This window comes from Nocardioides sp. InS609-2 (assembly GCF_023208195.1).
Lineage (GTDB): Bacteria > Actinomycetota > Actinomycetes > Propionibacteriales > Nocardioidaceae > Nocardioides.
Genome location: NZ_CP060034.1, coordinates 2,085,925 through 2,101,615, shown reverse-complemented (window position 1 = coordinate 2,101,615; position 15,691 = coordinate 2,085,925). Strand labels below are relative to the sequence as shown.

18 protein-coding genes are annotated in these 15,691 nt (G+C 69.6%); 11 read left to right on the top strand and 7 right to left on the bottom strand.

Going from position 1 to position 15,691, the window contains the following annotated elements; all coding sequences use genetic code 11:
- The first annotated feature begins 124 nt into the window (after window positions 1-124).
- The 3 genes from H4Q84_RS11015 to purB are packed head-to-tail and all read left to right on the top strand — an operon-like array spanning window position 125 to window position 4,132.
- Window positions 125-1,411 (top strand): adenylosuccinate synthase, encoded by a 1,287-nt coding sequence (locus tag H4Q84_RS11015; protein ID WP_248583430.1) that lies wholly within the window; start codon window positions 125-127, stop codon window positions 1,409-1,411.
- Between the two features lie 13 nt (window positions 1,412-1,424).
- Entirely contained in the window at window positions 1,425-2,702 is a 1,278-nt protein-coding gene (gene purD, locus H4Q84_RS11010; RefSeq protein ID WP_248583429.1) for a phosphoribosylamine--glycine ligase, read from the top strand.
- Complete coding sequence (gene purB, locus H4Q84_RS11005) at window positions 2,699-4,132, top strand: adenylosuccinate lyase (RefSeq protein WP_248583428.1); 1,434 nt, start codon at window positions 2,699-2,701, stop codon at window positions 4,130-4,132. Before purD ends, purB begins: the two co-directional genes overlap by 4 nt.
- Here the strand turns inward: purB and H4Q84_RS11000 are convergent.
- From H4Q84_RS11000 to H4Q84_RS10990, 4 genes are all read right to left on the bottom strand, one after another.
- Window positions 4,112-4,420, bottom strand: a complete 309-nt coding sequence (locus H4Q84_RS11000; RefSeq protein WP_248583427.1) for a hypothetical protein — start codon at window positions 4,418-4,420, stop codon at window positions 4,112-4,114. The two genes, purB and H4Q84_RS11000, sit on opposite strands and share 21 nt — an antisense overlap.
- A 96-nt stretch (window positions 4,421-4,516) precedes the next feature.
- A complete protein-coding gene (locus H4Q84_RS23150; RefSeq protein WP_282580332.1) occupies window positions 4,517-4,642 on the bottom strand; it encodes a hypothetical protein in 126 nt (41 codons plus the stop codon).
- An 82-nt stretch (window positions 4,643-4,724) separates the two neighbouring features.
- Window positions 4,725-5,087: a hypothetical protein gene (locus H4Q84_RS10995; protein WP_248583426.1), complete on the bottom strand. Its 363-nt coding sequence runs from the start codon at window positions 5,085-5,087 to the stop codon at window positions 4,725-4,727.
- A 13-nt stretch (window positions 5,088-5,100) separates the two neighbouring features.
- Window positions 5,101-6,150 (bottom strand): hypothetical protein, encoded by a 1,050-nt coding sequence (locus H4Q84_RS10990; RefSeq protein ID WP_248583425.1) that lies wholly within the window; start codon window positions 6,148-6,150, stop codon window positions 5,101-5,103.
- 103 nt (window positions 6,151-6,253) lie between these two features.
- Between H4Q84_RS10990 and H4Q84_RS10985 the strand changes: the two genes are divergently transcribed.
- From H4Q84_RS10985 to H4Q84_RS10955, 7 genes are all read left to right on the top strand, one after another.
- Window positions 6,254-7,150 (top strand): phosphoribosylaminoimidazolesuccinocarboxamide synthase, encoded by an 897-nt coding sequence (locus H4Q84_RS10985; RefSeq protein ID WP_248583424.1) that lies wholly within the window; start codon window positions 6,254-6,256, stop codon window positions 7,148-7,150.
- A 20-nt stretch (window positions 7,151-7,170) separates the two neighbouring features.
- A complete protein-coding gene (locus H4Q84_RS10980; RefSeq protein WP_282580331.1) occupies window positions 7,171-7,593 on the top strand; it encodes an SRPBCC family protein in 423 nt (140 codons plus the stop codon).
- A 35-nt stretch (window positions 7,594-7,628) separates the two neighbouring features.
- Window positions 7,629-9,188 carry a long-chain fatty acid--CoA ligase gene (locus tag H4Q84_RS10975; protein WP_248583422.1) on the top strand — a complete coding sequence of 520 codons (1,560 nt, stop codon included), beginning with the start codon at window positions 7,629-7,631 and terminating at the stop codon, window positions 9,186-9,188.
- 244 nt (window positions 9,189-9,432) lie between these two features.
- Window positions 9,433-9,687 (top strand): phosphoribosylformylglycinamidine synthase subunit PurS, encoded by a 255-nt coding sequence (gene purS / locus H4Q84_RS10970; protein WP_248583421.1) that lies wholly within the window; start codon window positions 9,433-9,435, stop codon window positions 9,685-9,687.
- Window positions 9,684-10,352 (top strand): phosphoribosylformylglycinamidine synthase subunit PurQ, encoded by a 669-nt coding sequence (gene purQ, locus H4Q84_RS10965; RefSeq protein WP_248583420.1) that lies wholly within the window; start codon window positions 9,684-9,686, stop codon window positions 10,350-10,352. Before purS ends, purQ begins: the two co-directional genes overlap by 4 nt.
- Before the next feature lie 73 nt (window positions 10,353-10,425).
- Window positions 10,426-10,797, top strand: coding sequence for a hypothetical protein (locus H4Q84_RS10960; protein ID WP_248583419.1), 372 nt, complete (start codon window positions 10,426-10,428; stop codon window positions 10,795-10,797).
- Window positions 10,797-11,918 (top strand): hypothetical protein, encoded by a 1,122-nt coding sequence (locus H4Q84_RS10955; protein WP_248583418.1) that lies wholly within the window; start codon window positions 10,797-10,799, stop codon window positions 11,916-11,918. The genes H4Q84_RS10960 and H4Q84_RS10955 overlap by 1 nt, the downstream gene beginning before the upstream one ends.
- 4 nt (window positions 11,919-11,922) lie before the next feature.
- Here H4Q84_RS10955 and H4Q84_RS10950 read toward each other — a convergent pair whose 3' ends face one another.
- Window positions 11,923-12,405, bottom strand: a complete 483-nt coding sequence (locus H4Q84_RS10950; protein WP_248583417.1) for a hypothetical protein — start codon at window positions 12,403-12,405, stop codon at window positions 11,923-11,925.
- On the bottom strand, window positions 12,402-13,559 hold the full coding sequence (locus H4Q84_RS10945) for an FAD-dependent monooxygenase (RefSeq protein ID WP_248583416.1): 1,158 nt from the start codon (window positions 13,557-13,559) through the stop codon (window positions 12,402-12,404). Before H4Q84_RS10945 ends, H4Q84_RS10950 begins: the two co-directional genes overlap by 4 nt.
- Window positions 13,560-13,621: 62 nt before the next feature.
- On the opposite strand from H4Q84_RS10945, the gene H4Q84_RS10940 reads away from it, so the two are divergent.
- Window positions 13,622-14,194 (top strand): TetR family transcriptional regulator, encoded by a 573-nt coding sequence (locus H4Q84_RS10940; RefSeq protein ID WP_248583415.1) that lies wholly within the window; start codon window positions 13,622-13,624, stop codon window positions 14,192-14,194.
- A gap of 8 nt (window positions 14,195-14,202) precedes the next feature.
- On the opposite strand, the gene H4Q84_RS10935 is transcribed toward H4Q84_RS10940, so the two are convergent.
- Window positions 14,203-15,570 (bottom strand): glycoside hydrolase domain-containing protein, encoded by a 1,368-nt coding sequence (locus tag H4Q84_RS10935; RefSeq protein WP_248583414.1) that lies wholly within the window; start codon window positions 15,568-15,570, stop codon window positions 14,203-14,205.
- Window positions 15,571-15,691 lie beyond the last annotated feature (121 nt).

The window sequence follows — 15,691 nt, the reverse complement described above, 5'->3', positions numbered from 1 at the left end:
CGCCCTTTGGTAGCGTTGCGATGCAAGAGCCCCCGCGGACAAGTTGGAACTTGTGGCGGGGCCCTTTGTGTTTGCAGAGTGCTTTCCAGATGCCATCCGATGAGGCCCGACGGAAGGGGCTGCGATGCCCGCGATCATTGTTCTGGGTGCCCAGTGGGGCGACGAGGGCAAGGGCAAGGCGACCGACCTGCTCACCACGACCGAGACGATCGACTACTGCGTCCGCACCAGCGGCGGGCACAACGCAGGTCACACGATCGTGGTCGACGGCGAGAAGTTCGCGACGCACCTACTGCCCAGCAGCATCCTCACCGAGGGCACCACGTCGGTGATCGCCAACGGCGTGGTCGTCTCCCCGGAGGCGCTGTTCCGCGAGATCGACGGCCTCGAGGCGCGCGGCGTGCCGGCCGGCGAGCGCCTGGTGGTCTCGGCCAACGCGCACGTCATCGCGTCGTACCACTCGACGGTCGACAAGGTCACCGAGCGCTTCCTCGGCAAGAACAAGATCGGCACCACCGGTCGCGGCATCGGCCCGGCCTACGCCGACAAGATCAACCGCCTCGGCATCCGCATCGCCGACCTCTTCGACGAGAAGATCCTGCTCGCCAAGGTCGAGGCCTCGCTCGAGATGAAGAACCATCTGCTCGCGAAGGTCTACAACCGCCGCGCGGTCGAGGCCGAGGCGGTCGTCGAGGAGCTGCTGTCGTACCTCGACCGGTTGCGCCCGATGGTCATCGACTCCTCGCTGCTGCTCAACACGGCGCTCGACGACGGCAAGACGGTGCTGTTCGAGGGTGCCCAGGCGACGATGCTCGACGTCGACCACGGCACATATCCGTTCGTCACGTCGTCGAGTGCGGTCGCCGGTGGCGTGTGCACCGGCGCCGGCGTCGGCCCGACCCGCATCGACCGGGTCATCGGTGTCATCAAGGCCTACACCACCCGCGTCGGCTCGGGCCCGTTCCCGACCGAGCTGTTCGACGCCGACGGCGAGAAGCTGTGGAAGGTCGGCGGTGAGGTGGGCGTCTCCACCGGTCGCGACCGCCGCTGCGGCTGGTACGACGCCGTCATCGCCCGCTACGCCACCCGCGTCAACGGTCTCACCGACCTGTTCCTCACCAAGCTCGACGTGCTGTCGAGCTGGGAGACGGTGCCGGTGTGCGTCGCCTACGAGATCGACGGCGTGCGCCACGACGAGATGCCGATGACCCAGACCGAGTTCCACCACGCGAAGCCGGTCTACGAGCACCTCGACGGCTGGTGGGAGGACATCTCCGGCTGCCGCACGTTCGCCGACCTGCCCAAGAACGCGCAGGCCTACGTGCTCGCGCTCGAGGAGATGTCGGGCACCCGCATCTGGGGAGTCGGCGTCGGCCCGGGCCGCGAGCAGACACTCGTCGTGCACGACTGATCGGAGTCAGCCAGTGAAGATCCTCGTCATCGGCACGGGCGGCCGCGAGCACGCGCTCGCCCTCGCGTTGTCCCGTGATCCCGGCACCACGGAGGTGCACGCAGCCCCCGGCAACCCGGGCATCGCCGAGGTGGCCACCCTCCACGAGGTCGACCCGATGGACGGTGCTGCTGTGGCCGACCTGGCCGAGACACTCGGGGTCGACCTGGTGGTCGTCGGCCCAGAGGCGCCGCTGGTCGCCGGCGTCGCTGACGCGGTCACCGGCCGTGGCATCGCCTGCTTCGGTCCGTCGCAAGCAGCAGCCCGACTCGAGGGTTCCAAGGCGTTCTCCAAGGAGGTCATGGCCGCCGCCGGCGTGCCCACTGCAGCGTCATACTCCTGCAGCAGCGCCGACGAGATCGAGGCCGCGCTCGACGCCTTCAGCCCGCCGTACGTCGTCAAGGACGACGCGCTTGCAGCAGGCAAGGGCGTCGTCGTCACCACCGATCGCGACGAGGCCCTGGCCCACGCCCTCTCGTGCGACCGAGTGGTCATCGAGGAGTTCCTCGACGGGCCCGAGGTCTCGCTCTTCGCGGTGTGTGACGGCACGACCGCGCGGGCGCTCCAGCCCGCCCAGGACTTCAAGCGCATCTTCGACGGCGGCCTCGGCGCCAACACCGGCGGCATGGGCGCCTACTCGCCGCTCCCGTGGGCGCCGCCTGACCTCGCCGAGCGCGTGCTCGCCACCGTCGTCCAGCCGACCCTCGACGAGATGGTGCGCCGCGACACCCCCTTCGTCGGCACGTTGTACGTCGGCCTGGCGCTGACCGCAGCCGGCCCGCGGGTGATCGAGTTCAACTGTCGCTTCGGTGACCCCGACATCCAGCCGGTGCTGGCGTTGCTCACCTCCCCGCTCGGCGCGCTGCTCAAGGCCGCTGCTGACGGCCACCTTGGCGTGGCACCCGCCCCGAAGTTTGCCGACGGGGCGGCGGTGACCGTCGTGATGGCGAGCGCCGGCTACCCTCAGTCGTCCTCGGCGGGCGACGTCGTCGTCGGCACCGAGACGCTGGCGGGGGAGCCCGACGTCCAGGTGATCCACGCCGGTACGTCGCGCACCGACGACGCGCTCGTCACCGCCGGTGGCCGGGTGCTCGCCGTCACCGCGACCGGCACCGACGTGGCCGACGCCCGCGCGAAGGCCTACGAGGGCATCGCCTCCATCTCGTTCCCCGGCGCCCAGTGGCGCCGCGACATCGCCGCCGAGCCGTTGGGTGTCGTCGAGGGCGCTTCCCTGACCCAGGAGTCCACATGACAACGACCCCAACGGCTGTGCCGAATGTCTTGGCCGCCCGCTACGCCGGCGCCGACCTTGCCGCGATCTGGTCGCCGGAGCACAAGATCGTGCTCGAGCGGCAGCTCTGGATCGCGGTGCTCAAGGCCCAGCGCGACCTCGGCATCGACGTGCCCGACGGCGTCGTCGAGGCCTACGAGCAGGTCGTCGACAAGGTCGACCTCGACTCGATCGCCGCGCGCGAGCGGGTGACCCGGCACGACGTGAAGTCCCGCATCGAGGAGTTCTCCGCCCTCGCCGGCCACGAGCACATCCACAAGGGCATGACCTCGCGAGACCTCACCGAGAACGTCGAGCAGCTGCAGATCCTCTCCTCCTTGCGGCTGGTGCGCGACCGCGCCGTCGCCGCGCTGGCCCGGCTCGCGCGGCTGGCCGCCGAGCACGAGTCGACCGTGATGGCCGGTCGCTCCCACAACGTCGCCGCCCAGGCCACCACCCTCGGCAAGCGCTTCGCCACCATCGCCGACGAGATGCTGGTCGGACTCCAGCGCGTCGAGGAGCTGATCGCCCGCTACCCGCTCCGTGGCATCAAGGGCCCGGTCGGCACCTCGCAGGACATGCTCGACCTCCTCGACGGCGACGCCGCCAAGCTGGCCGACCTCGAGTCGCGGATCGCGGCACACCTCGGCTTCGAGCAGGTCTTCACCAGCGTCGGGCAGGTCTACCCGCGCTCCCTCGACTTCGACGTCGTCTCGGCCCTCGTGCAGCTCGTCGCGGGCCCGTCCAACCTGGCCACCACGATCCGCCTGATGGCCGGCATAGAGCTCGTCACCGAAGGCTTCAAGGACGGGCAGGTCGGCTCGTCCGCCATGCCCCACAAGATGAACACCCGATCCTGCGAGCGCGTCAACGGCCTCGCCGTGATCTTGCGAGGCCACCTCTCCATGGTCGGCGAGCTGGCCGGTGACCAGTGGAACGAGGGCGACGTCTCCTGCTCCGTCGTACGACGCGTGGCACTGCCCGACGCGTTCTTCGCCGCCGACGGGCTCTTCCAGACCTTCCTCACCGTGCTCGACGAGTTCGGCGCCTTCCCGGCGGTCATCCAGCGTGAGCTCGACCGCTACCTGCCGTTCCTCGCCACCACCAAGGTGCTGATGGCCGCGGTGCGCAACGGCGTCGGCCGCGAGGTCGCCCACGAGGCGATCAAGGAGGCCGCGGTCGGCGTGGCGCTCGCCATGCGGCAGGGCCAGGCCGTCAACGACGTCTTCGAACGGCTCGCGGCCGACGAGCGGCTGGCGCTCAGCGCCGAGCAGCTCGCCGCGCTGGTCGCCGACCCGATCACGTTCACCGGTGCGGCCGTCGACCAGGTGCAGACCGTCGTACGACGCGTCGAGGAGGTCGCGCTGCGCCACCCCGACGCCGCGGCGTACTCACCCGGCGCGATCCTCTGAGCCGCGCATGAGCTGGGCGCCGGAGCCCCGCCTCATCCTTCCCGGCCTCGGCTGGGGAGCAGCCGTCGGCGTGCTGAGTGCGTGGACGATGTTCGGCTGGTCGTTCCTGACCGGGGGAGCCGCGTGGCCCGACGTGCTGCCCCTGCTCCTGGCCGGTCTCGTGTACGGCTCCACCCCGACGAGCGTCCCGACCAAGGTGCCGGTCACGATCACCACGGCCGGCCAGCCGACGGCCCCGACCGCGCCGGTGCCGTCGGGGATGTCGTCGGGGTCGAGCCGCTCGTCCATGGTGGCTAGTCCGCGGTCCGGGCGGCCAAGCCGACACTCGCGGCGAGCACGAGTCCGACAAGGATTATGCCGGCCAGTAGACGCCCTCGCGTCGGCTCAAGAGCTGTCGCCTCGCATCGCCTTGCGGATCTCATCGTCCTGCCGCGCGACGATCTTGCGGGCAGCATCAAGAGTTGCCTGCTCGCCTGCTGCTGGCAGCATGCCCGGACCGATTCGAAGCATGGCGTCTCCCAGATCGTGTCTGTCCCCGGCATCTCGACCTTGGCTTCGAGACGAGCGCCAGAGCGCTCACCTCAATCGAAGCTCAGAGGTAGTTCCCCTTCTCCTCCTCCTCGTCGAGGAGGTCCTCCCATGCTTCGGCGATCTCGAGCTCGTGCTCGGCGACGAGCCTAGAGAGGTTGTTCTGGAGGAGGGCCCCGTTGGGTGACTCACCCGAGAAGACGGCGTCCCAGGTGTCCTCGCCGTCCTTGACCTTCGTCACCAGCGCCGTCATGTCGTCGTCGAGCTCGCCCTTCTCGGCCAGCTCCTCGAGTGCCTTGCGCTCCTCGTCGGAGAGCAGTGGCTGTGCGCGCATCTTGTCGAGGTGGGACTGCAGATCGGCCTGGGCGACGTTGAACTCGGCGTGTGCCTTGGCCAGTTCGGCCAGGATCTCTTCCTCGCGGGTCATGCCCGAAGGCTACTCAGGCGGTGGCGGTCGACGAGGGCAGTTCCTCGGGGTTGAAGAAGTCCTTGACCAGCTCGATGTAGCTCTTGATGGTCTTGAGGATGCTGAGGAACTTCTTCAGCACGTTGAGCGCCTTCATCAGTGCCTGGAATGCCTGGTAGCAAGCCTGTACGACGCGGGCCCACCCGACGCCGGGGATGCTCATCGTGGCCAGCGCCGACGACACGGCCTGCACAGCCGACTTGATCGTCTCGACCACGCTCATCGCGGTCTGCCAGGCGTCCTTGCAGATCTGGACGAGGTTCTGGCCCATCTCGACCATCTTGCCGGCCTGCGAGTTGAGCGCGCCGACCCACTGGCCCATGTTGTTGCGGGCGGAGGTGGAGGCGGTGCCGCTCCACGTGCCGGAGATGGTCTGGCTGCCGGAGTCGAGGTTCGTGGCGACGGAGCTCACGGAGTTGCCGAGGGAGCCCCACGAGGAGCCCTGGGTCGAGGCGCCGACGGTGTCACCACCGATCTTCTCGGCCAGCTCGGCGCGGATGTCGAAGCCCGTGAGCATGGCGATCAGGTCGCACACGATGTCGTAGGGCTGGCCGAAGCTCACCTTGGGCAGCTCGCCCTGCGTGGCCTTGGGACGGGCGATGGTGGTCTCGACCGCATCACCGAAGGCAGTCGACCCGTCGCGACCGTCGTGGGCCTTGGCGCCGTAGGTCTGCGAGACACCTGCCTCGGTCAGGGTGAAGTCGCGCGCGGTCGCCTTGAGGGCCTCCGCGTGGTCGGTCATCCGGGTGCCGTTCTCGTCGAGGGTGTTGTGCACCTTCGGGACGAGAGAGTTGTAGGAGCCCATCATCAGCTCGAGGATCGGCCCGAAGTCCGACTGGGTGACACCCGACGAGGCGCTCGACTTCACGGCCTTGAGGTCGTCGCTCGCTCGCTGCACCAGTGCGACGTAGCCGTCGAGCTCGGAGAGGTCGACCTGCATCTCGCGGCCACCGCGGAGGCTGCTGTCGAGCCGCCCGTCGTGCTGGGTTCCGACGTAGTTCTCGAGGGTGGTGTCGTACTTCATGGAGGCCTCCGACTCAGGACTGGTGACCGCCTCCTGCCCCGGTCGTGCCGGCTCGAAACCTCCGGGCAGACCCTTTCTCCCGCGGCGTCGATATGGTTTCGGCATGCCTGACGTCTCGCTGCCCCCAGCACCGGCCATCGCAGGGGCCACCCACCTGCACTCGGGCAAGGTCCGTGACCTGTACGTCGTCGACGAGGGCGGCCACTCCGGCGCGCTGCTGATGGTCGCCTCCGACCGCATCTCCGCGTTCGACCACATCCTCGACACGGAGATCCCGGACAAGGGCCGGATCCTCACGGCGCTGTCCCTGTGGTGGTTCGACCAGCTCTCACACCTGGTGCCCCACCACGTGCTGTCCACCGACGTGCCGGCCGAGGTTGCGGGCCGCGCCGTCGTCTGCGAGAACCTCACGATGTTCCCGGTCGAGTGCGTGGCGCGGGGCTACCTCACCGGCTCCGGTCTGCTCGACTACCGGCGGACCGGTGAGGTGTGCGGCATCGCGCTCCCGGCCGGGTTGCAGGACGGCTCCCGGCTGCCCGAGCCGATCTTCACGCCGGCCACCAAGGCAGCGCTCGGCGACCACGACGAGAACGTCGACTACGAGGCCGTCGTCGAGGAGATCGGTGACGACTTCGCCGCCGAGCTGCGGATGCTCACCCTCGCTGTCTACGCTCGCGCCGAGGTCGTCGCCCGGGAGCGCGGCATCATCCTGGCCGACACCAAGTTCGAGTTCGGCCGCCGGGCCGACCACACCATTGTGCTGGCCGACGAGGTGCTCACGCCCGACTCGAGCAGGTTCTGGCCGGCCGTTGACTGGCAACCTGGCCGCGCGCAGGCGTCGTACGACAAGCAGGTCGTGCGTGACTGGCTCCTCTCGCCGGCATCCGGCTGGGACCGCGCTTCGGGCTTGGTGCCGCCCCCTCTGCCCGATGAGGTCGTCGAGCTCACCCGTGCCCGTTACGTCGCGGCGTACGAACTGCTGACCGGGGAGTCGTTCTGAGCGCGTCGCGCTTCTCCGGTGTGGTCGACGTGCCACACCCGCCAGAGGTCGTGTTCCGCTATCTCGCCGACCCGCGCAACCGCCCCGAGTGGCAGTCGTCGCTGCTGTCGGTACAGCTCGAGGACGGCGACGCCGAGCCGCGACTCGGGCTCTCCTGGAGCGAGACCACGGTCATCGGGATGCGGGCACACCTCGAGATCACCGAGCTCGTCCCGTACCGCGTCCTGGGCGAGAGTGCCCGGATGGGCGGCATCGACGGCACGCTCGTCCTGCGCTTCAAGGCACGCACTGGAGGCTGTCGGATCGAGGTGGAGGGCGTGATGTCGGCGGGTGGCCTGATGCGGTACGCCGCCGCTGCCGCGGCCAGGGTCGCGAGTCGCGTGGCCATCTCCGATCTCAAGAGGGCTGGGCGAGTGCTGTCCACGCGCGGGCAGGGCGGCTAGGTTTCCGAGAGCGACGCCGACCCGAGGAGACAGCCGTGGACAACCTCTCGAAAGTGCTCGAGAACTCAGCCGACAAGTACGCCGACCGCGAAGCGGTGGTCCTCGGTGACACCCGGCTGACCTTTGCCCAGGTCAACGGGGCCGCCAACCAGGTCGCCAACCTGCTGGTCTCGCGCGGCATCGAGCCGGGCGACAAGGTGGCTCTGAGCTGCGCGAACCTGCCGTACTTCCCGATCGTCTACTTCGCCATCCTCAAGGCCGGTGCGGTAGTGGTGCCGCTCAACGTGCTGCTGAAGGGCCGCGAGGTCGCCTATCACCTGGCCGACTCCGAGGCGAAGGCCTACTTCTGCTTCGAAGGCACCAAGGAGCTGCTGATCGGAGAGGCGGGGCACGAGGGCTTCTCCCAGACCGACGGCTGCGAGCACTTCTTCATGATCACCGTCGACCCGGCCGCCGCGTCGCCGATCGACGGCACCGAGACCCTGGGGCAGGGCATGAACGGCCAGCCGCCCACGTTCGACACGGTCGCCGTGGGCGACGACGACACGGCGGTCATCCTCTACACCTCCGGGACGACCGGTCAGCCCAAGGGCGCCGAGCTGCGGCACCGGAACATGCTGTCCAACGCGCTGGCGGCCAAGGACCTCTTCGGCGCCGACGCGGAGAAGCCCGACACCTTCTTGTGTGTGCTGCCGCTCTTCCACTCCTTCGGCCAGACGGTGATCCAGAACGCCGGCTTCGCCTACGGCGGCACTGTCGTGATGCTGCCGCGCTTCGAGGCCGATGCCGCCCTCAAGACGATGGCGAAGGAGAAGGTGACCTTCTTCGCCGGCGTACCCACGATGTACTGGGGTCTGCTCGGTGCGCTCGACGACTCCGGCGTGGACGTGCAGGCGCTGGCCGCCAACCTCCGGATCGCCGCCGCCGGCGGGTCGGCACTCCCGGTCGAGGTGCACAAGGACTTCCAGAAGCGGTTCGGCGTCACCATCCTCGAGGGTTACGGCCTCTCGGAGACCTCGCCGGTCGCGAGCTTCTCGCCGTACGGCGAGGACGTCCGGGTCGGCTCCATCGGCGTCCCGATCCCCGGCGTCGAGATGAAGCTGCTGGCACCGGAGACCTGGGACGAGGTCGAGGACGGTCCCGACGCGCTCGGCGAGATCGCGATCAAGGGCCCGAACATCATGAAGGGCTACTACAACCGCCCGGAGGCAACCGACGACGCGATCCAGGACGGCTGGTTCCGCTCGGGTGACCTCGGCAGGCGCGACGCCGACGGCTGGTACTACATCGTCGACCGGTCCAAGGACATGATCATCCGCGGCGGCTTCAACGTGTACCCGCGTGAGATCGAGGAGGTCCTGATGACGCACGACGACGTCAGCCTGGCCGCCGTGATCGGCGTACCCCATGACAGCCACGGCGAGGAGATCAAGGCGTTCGTCGTGCTCAACGCCAACGCCTCGGTGACCGAGGACGAGCTGGTCGCGTGGGGCAAGGAGCAGATGGCGGCGTACAAGTACCCCCGCGAGGTCGTGTTCATCGACGCCCTTCCGATGACGGCGACGGGCAAGATCCTCAAGCGTGAGCTGAGCTGACGTGCCGATCCTGCTAGTCCTGATCGGCGGTGCGCTGCTGCTGATGGGTGGGGTGTGGACCGCCCAGGGACTCGGCTACCTCGAGGGCAGCCCGATGACCGGCGAGGAGATGTGAGCCGTCGTCGGCCCGATCGTGGCCGGGCTCGGGCTGGCGCTGATGATCGTGGGGGCGCAGCGGCGGAGCCGATCCGACCGTCGATAGACTCGCTCACGCATCAGCCCCCGAACTCTTTGGAGTGTCCCAGTGGCCCGCTACGTGGTCGATGTCATGCCCAAACCCGAGATCCTCGACCCGCAGGGCAAGGCCGTCCTCGGCGCGCTGCCGCGGCTCGGCTTCGACGGCGTCGCCGATGTGCGCCAGGGCAAGCGTTTCGAGATCGAGATCGACGGTGACGCCACCGACGAGCGTCGCGCCGAGGTCGAGAAGATGGCCGAGACGCTGCTGTCCAACCCGGTCATCGAGGACTTCGCCGTACGCGTCGAGGAGACCGTCGCGTGAAGGTCGGTGTCGTCACCTTCCCGGGGTCACTCGACGATGCCGACGCGCAGCGCGCCGTACGCCTCGGTGGGCATGAGGCGATCGCCCTCTGGCACGGAGACCACCACCTGCAGGGCGTCGACGCCGTGGTGCTGCCCGGTGGCTTCTCGTACGGCGACTACCTGCGCTGTGGCGCCATCTCGCGGTTCGCGCCGGTGATGACCGAGGTCATCGAGGCGGCCGGCCGCGGCCTGCCGGTGCTCGGCATCTGCAACGGCTTCCAGATCCTGTGCGAGTCGCACCTGCTGCCCGGCGCGCTGATCCGCAACGACCACCGCAAGTTCGCCTGCCGTGACCAGCGCCTGCGCATCGAGAACAACCGCACCGCGTGGACCGGCGGCTACGCCGAGGGCGCCGAGGTGACCATCGTGCTCAAGAACGGCGAGGGCGGCTACGTCGCCGACGACGCCACCCTCGACCGGCTCGAAGGCGAGGGCCTCGTCGTCGCGCGCTACCTCGACGACAACCCCAATGGGTCGATGCGCGCCATCGCCGGCATCACCAACGACCGCGGCAACGTCGTCGGCCTGATGCCCCACCCCGAGCACGCGGTCGAGGACCTCACCGGGCCCGGCACCGACGGGCTCGCGTTCTTCACGGGGCTCGCCGTCGCCACCTTCGCCTGAAACCGGAAGGTTTCGGCCCCTGCCGACCTGGGTAGGCACCGAAGGTTTCCTGTCGTCGGCTTGGGAGAGTGGCATGGAGGTCAACCCCGACGAGCTGGTCAAGCTCGCCGCTCAGTCGCAGTCCGCTGCCCAGGTGCTGTCCAGCCAGTGGGCCGAGGCCCAGCTCTCGCTCGCCGTGGCGCACGACTCCCTCGGTGACTCCCCGGCGGCCGGCGCCCTCGCCGACACCTACGACACCGCCACCGCCGCCGCTGACCAGGTCGTGAAGTCGCTCTCGCAGGTCCTGATGAACGGCGTACAGGCGCTCGAGCAGGCGGCGTACGACGCGCGCGAGGCCGATGACAAAGCCACCGAGGCGTTCCTGTCGGTGCGTGACAGCGGCGCCGATGACGGCAAGAGCAGCGGCAAGGGCCACGGCAACGGTCACGGGAAGGGCGGCCACTGATGGTCGCCAACCTGTGGCAGCTCCGCGCCGACGTCACGGCGCTCGACGTGGCCGCCCAGACCTGGGCCGAGATGAGCGCCGCGTTGACGTCGGCGGCGGACCAGCTGGTGGTCACGGCCCAGAAGGCGTTCAACGGCGGCTGGGACTCCGTCTCCGCGGAGGGCTACGACGCCCACCGCAAGCAGGTGGTCGGCAGCCTCGACAGCCTCTCGGCGGTGGCCGAGAACATCTCCGACGCACTGGTCAAGGTGTCCGGCAGCCTGACCGCCGCGCAGCGCCGGCTCGACCGTGAGTGGTCGTTCGTCGCACTGATCCCGCATGCGGTAGTCGGGCCCGACCAGATGATCGTCTTCAACCCCGGCTCCGACGAGCAGAACACCCAGATCAAGATGGCCGAGGCCAACGCCGCGACCATTCGCAGCGACCTCGACCACACCTTGTACGGCGACGCCGACACGTTGCGACGGGCCAAGACCGAGTTCGAGTGCACCTCCCGTCAATGGGCCGAGGTGGTCTCCCGGGGCCCCGAGGCCATCAACGTCGTGGGCTGGGTGGCCACCGAGAACTACGTCCCGTCCGCGACCACCACAGTGGCGGGCGAGACCCAGTCCGGCTCCGGCTCCGGCTCCGGCTCAGGCTCCGTCACCGCCGGCGCGGCCGGGGCAGCGGGCGGCGTCAGCGCCGGTTCCCTCGCCCCGGTCAACGTCAGCTTCACCGCCCCGACGCTGGGTGGCGCTGGCCTGGCCGGCGCTGCGCTCATTGCCGCCGGTCGTAGCTCCCGCAAGGGTCCCGTGCAGTCGACGGCGGGCACCGGAGCCATGGGTGGTGGTGCGCCGATGGCCGGCGCCGCGGCAGGGCGTGGAGGTGGCGCGATGCTGGCGGGCAAGGCCGGCGCAGGCGGCTCCCGTACGGGCCTCCGCGGGGCGCAGTCGGCCAAGGCCACTCCGAGCGACCCCGACTCTGCCGAGGTCCGCGAAGCGCGGGAGGCGAAGCAGAAGGCGCTCGCCGAGCGGAAGGCAGCCCGCGAGGCCCGCAAGGCGGCCCGCGAAGCCCGAAAGGCTGACCGCGAGGGCGAGGGTGACGGAGACGAGAGGCCGACCGCCAACATCGTCGACGACTGAGGCCTCAGTCCCGGACAGCCGCCGGCGCGCCGTCGAAGGACGCGTCAGGGCGCGAAAGCGCGACGACGACGGCGACGACAGCCAGGCCGAGCAGCACGATCGGAGGCGCGGGAAGCAGTCGCACCGCGATCCCCAGGGCTGTGAGCACCACCGCCAGGTCGAGCCAGAGCACCACCCGGCTCTCCAGGAGGACGCCGGGATGACGCCGCACGAGCAGCAGGTTCAGCGCTCCGAAGCCCACGAGGAGCAACGCCATCACCAGGCTGAACCCGGAGAACAGCTGCCAGAGGCTGCGGTCGAGCCCGGCCACCCGGGTCGTCGTCTCGACCATGGCCTGGCGCACGTCGAGCTGGTCCCGGGGAGTCTCCGAGACAGCTGAGACCACCACGAGCACGGTGTGACCGACTCCGGTGACGAGCAACGCCCAGGCGGCGACGGCTGTGCAGGTCAGCCGCGTGGTCCTGCTGGTGGTGTGCTCTTGGTTCATCGGTGCTCCTGGGAGGTGGGTCTCGGTGGGCGCCAGCCGGCGGCGCCGGCTGCTGCGTTGCGGGCCAGGCGGTCAGGGGTGAGGGCGATCAGCGCGTCGCGGGCGGAGACGAGGATGGGCTGTTCCAGCTGGGCCACGCGGCCCATCCGGCGCGCGAGTCGCGATAGTGCTGCGACCCGTGGCACTCTCGCCCGGCTGTAGCGGATCACGGCGGTGGCGATGTCGGCGTTCTCGCCGAGGCAGTGCGCCAGCACGACCGCGTCCTCCAGGGCGGTGCCGGCGCCCTGGCCGAGGTTGGGTTCCATGGCGTGCGCGGCATCGCCGACCAGGACCACCTCCGTGGACCCCTGCTCGGGTGAGTGGTGCAGGTCGGTCAGCGATGGGTGGAGGTCGTACACGTCGTGATGAAGAACCGTTGCGCCGTCCAGGGCATCGAGCAGCGTGGGGATCGGCGCGTGCCACCGTCCGAAGCGTCTCCTGAGCTCGTCTACGGAGTTGCCGTGGTCGGCGTCCTCGGCGCAGCTCGCGGTGGCATAGAGGTAGGCCTGGTCGCGCCCGACCGGCACCACCCCGAAGCGCTGGCCTCGTCCCCAGGTCTCGCTCGCGACGTACGACGCAGGATCGGGATGAGGGACGAGCGCACGCCAGGCGGCGTACCCGGCGTACCGGGGAGGTGGGTGGTCCGGCCACATCGACCGGCGCACGTGGGAGCCGATGCCGTCGGCGCCGACGACCAGGTTGGTGGCCAGCTCGGACACGTCCGTGATCTCCGAGCCGAGCTCGATCAGCTCGCGGCCCAGTGCCCCGGCCAGCCCGTCGACCAGGTCGGAACGCAGGACGCCGAGCGCGGGAGCGCCGGTGCGGTGCGCCACTGCTTCTGCGTCGACCCGGGAGATCCACGTCCCGTCGGGGCGCCGGAGGCCGGACCCCTCGAGTGCCGTCGCCCGGGCACCGACGGCGTCCGCGAGGTCGAGGGACCGCAGTGCCCAGACAGCGTTGGGCGCGAGCACCAGCCCGGCGCCACCGTGGTCCAGGCGTGGTGCTCGCTCATGGACGGCGACCTCCCATCCGAGCCGTTTCAGGGCCAGGGCGCTGGCGAGCCCGCCTATCCCTGCTCCCACGACGGTGGCGGTCCTACGGTCCTGTGCGGTCACCACGTGGACACTACGGGTGTAGAGGATCGGCCGGCAACTCTACGGCGGTAGAGTTCCAACGCATGAGGCCGGACCGTAGACAGGTGATCGCCCGTGCGGCGCTGCACGTGCTCGCGACCGCAGGCGCACGCGGGCTCACCCACCGTGCGGTTGATGCGGCAGTGGGCCTGCCGACGGGGTCGACGTCGTACTACTTCCGATCGCGCCTGGCGCTGCTGAAGGCGTGTGTCACCGAGCTCGTCGACCAGGACCACGCCGACCTCGATGTCATGCATCCGCTCGCGACCTCGCGCGACGAGGCGATGCTCGCGAAGGCGCTCGGCGACGTCCTGTACAGGTGGCTGAGCACGGATCGACAGCGCCACCTGGCCCGCTACGAGCTGTCGATGGAGGCGGTACGCCGACCCGATCTCGCCCGTGTGCTGCACCATGGCGGCGTCGCCATCCGCGAACGGATCGCGGGCGTGCTAGCTGGTCTCGGGGCCAGCGATCCTGTCGAGCAGGCGTACTGGCTGGTCGCGTGCATCGACGGGATCCTGTTCGACCGCATCGCCGGAGCCAATGCCGGCGCTGTGGTCGATCGCGCCGAGATCGATCGGATCTCCCGACGACTCGCCAGCGTGGCCGTCCGCTGACCCTGGCGCTACCTCCGACCGGCAGCCAGGGCCGCCCACACCTCGGGGGTCGTCGTACCCGTCACCGACAGGCGGCGTGCCTTCTGGTACGCCCGCACCGCCGACTCCGTCTTCTGGTCGTAGACGCCGGTGCCGGCGAGCTTGCCGCGCCCGGTGGCGTTGAGCGCGCGCTGGAGACGGAAGACGTCGGCGCCGGCCGAGCCCACCTTGAGCACGGGCGCCGAGCCCTCCGCGAGCAGTGACACCCAGTGGCTGCGAGTGAACGCCTTGGCGGCCTTCCGGCCGCGAGCGGCCTGCCACTGCGCGATGCCGTTGCGGGTGCGCTTGTTGTAGCGGCCGTTGACCTTGCCGTCGTACAGGCTGCGTGCGGCGAGCATGCACTGGAGCACCTTGACGCGATTGACCTTGGCCTTCTTGGTAGTCAGGCGCGGATAGCTCCAGAAGCTGGTCTTGAGGCCACCGCACCAGCTCTCCGGGTCGGCGACGGAGCCGCGACCGAGATCGAGGAAGTTGCTGTCGATGTTGATCGTGGCGCCGCCCCACGTCTCGTTGTGGCCGCCGAGGTACTGCTTCATCCGGCCGCCGGGCCGCCAGCCGTCCTCGCGGATGTACGACGTGGACGTGTTGGCGATGCCGTCCCAGCGCGCGATCCAGATGCGCGACGGCAGAGTGAACTGGCCGGGTCGCTCCGCGCGGGCGTCGTCGATCATCTTGATGCCGGAGCCGGCGCTGGAATACATGCCGGCCACGAAGCCGCGCGCTGTCACGCGCGTGGTCCAGCCGTGGATGAAGCGCAGCGCGGACTCGCGGCACTGCGTGTCGGTGAGGTCGAAGCCCTCGAGGTCGTACCAGATCGTGCTGCCCGGGGCGATGCCGAGCACGAGGGCGTCGTCGATGTTCTTGTCGGCCTCGGTCGAGCCCTGCCCCTGCGCGATGGAGTAGGTGCCGCTCGCGCCCGGGCTCGGGTTGATCTTGAAGTCGTCCTTGTAGCGCGGGAACCGGGGCTGGCACGACGCCTGCGGACCGAGTGCGATCGGGAGCAGCCGCCAGCCGTTGGCCAGCTGGGTGGAGATCCAGGTGGGGCTGAGGTTCGGCTGGTCCCGGCAGGCCCGTGAGTCACCGGAGATGTAGATCCCGGCCGCGAGGAAGGGCGAGTGCTGCAGCCAGATGTCCATCTTGGCCTGGTCCGGCGCCAGACACTGGTCGAAGCCGTAGCCGGTGAAGTCACCCGGGGTGACGACGTTGGCCCGGCGAGCGGCCTGGGACTTGATGTTCTCGGACTGGGCCGGCGTCGAGGTGACGGCCAGCAGGCCGGCGGTCAGGACCAGCCCGGCGAGGGGCGCAACGACGGAGAACAGGCGGGCGTGAAAGCGCATCGGGATGCTCCAACGACGGGGGAAGGTCCGCCTGGGGGTCAAGAGGTCAGGCTCACCATAACCTCACGCATCACTTCCGTCACAGACTTCGTGGCAACTCGCGCATGGTCGGCCGCCGCGG

What these genes read in the sequence shown, in the direction of transcription:
- H4Q84_RS10955 (WP_248583418.1), top strand. Translation starts at nt 10,797, where the DNA reads ATGGTCGCCAACCTGTGGCAGCTCCGCGCCGACGTCACGGCGCTCGAC.
- H4Q84_RS10995 (WP_248583426.1), bottom strand. Translation starts at nt 5,087, where the DNA reads ATGACCCGCGAGGAAGAGATCCTGGCCGAACTGGCCAAGGCACACGCC.
- H4Q84_RS11015 (WP_248583430.1), top strand. Translation starts at nt 125, where the DNA reads ATGCCCGCGATCATTGTTCTGGGTGCCCAGTGGGGCGACGAGGGCAAG.
- H4Q84_RS10935 (WP_248583414.1), bottom strand. Translation starts at nt 15,570, where the DNA reads ATGCGCTTTCACGCCCGCCTGTTCTCCGTCGTTGCGCCCCTCGCCGGG.
- H4Q84_RS10940 (WP_248583415.1), top strand. Translation starts at nt 13,622, where the DNA reads ATGAGGCCGGACCGTAGACAGGTGATCGCCCGTGCGGCGCTGCACGTG.
- H4Q84_RS23150 (WP_282580332.1), bottom strand. Translation starts at nt 4,642, where the DNA reads ATGCTTCGAATCGGTCCGGGCATGCTGCCAGCAGCAGGCGAGCAGGCA.
- H4Q84_RS11000 (WP_248583427.1), bottom strand. Translation starts at nt 4,420, where the DNA reads ATGGACGAGCGGCTCGACCCCGACGACATCCCCGACGGCACCGGCGCG.
- purB (WP_248583428.1), top strand. Translation starts at nt 2,699, where the DNA reads ATGACAACGACCCCAACGGCTGTGCCGAATGTCTTGGCCGCCCGCTAC.
- H4Q84_RS10990 (WP_248583425.1), bottom strand. Translation starts at nt 6,150, where the DNA reads ATGAAGTACGACACCACCCTCGAGAACTACGTCGGAACCCAGCACGAC.
- H4Q84_RS10960 (WP_248583419.1), top strand. Translation starts at nt 10,426, where the DNA reads ATGGAGGTCAACCCCGACGAGCTGGTCAAGCTCGCCGCTCAGTCGCAG.
- H4Q84_RS10985 (WP_248583424.1), top strand. Translation starts at nt 6,254, where the DNA reads ATGCCTGACGTCTCGCTGCCCCCAGCACCGGCCATCGCAGGGGCCACC.
- H4Q84_RS10950 (WP_248583417.1), bottom strand. Translation starts at nt 12,405, where the DNA reads ATGAACCAAGAGCACACCACCAGCAGGACCACGCGGCTGACCTGCACA.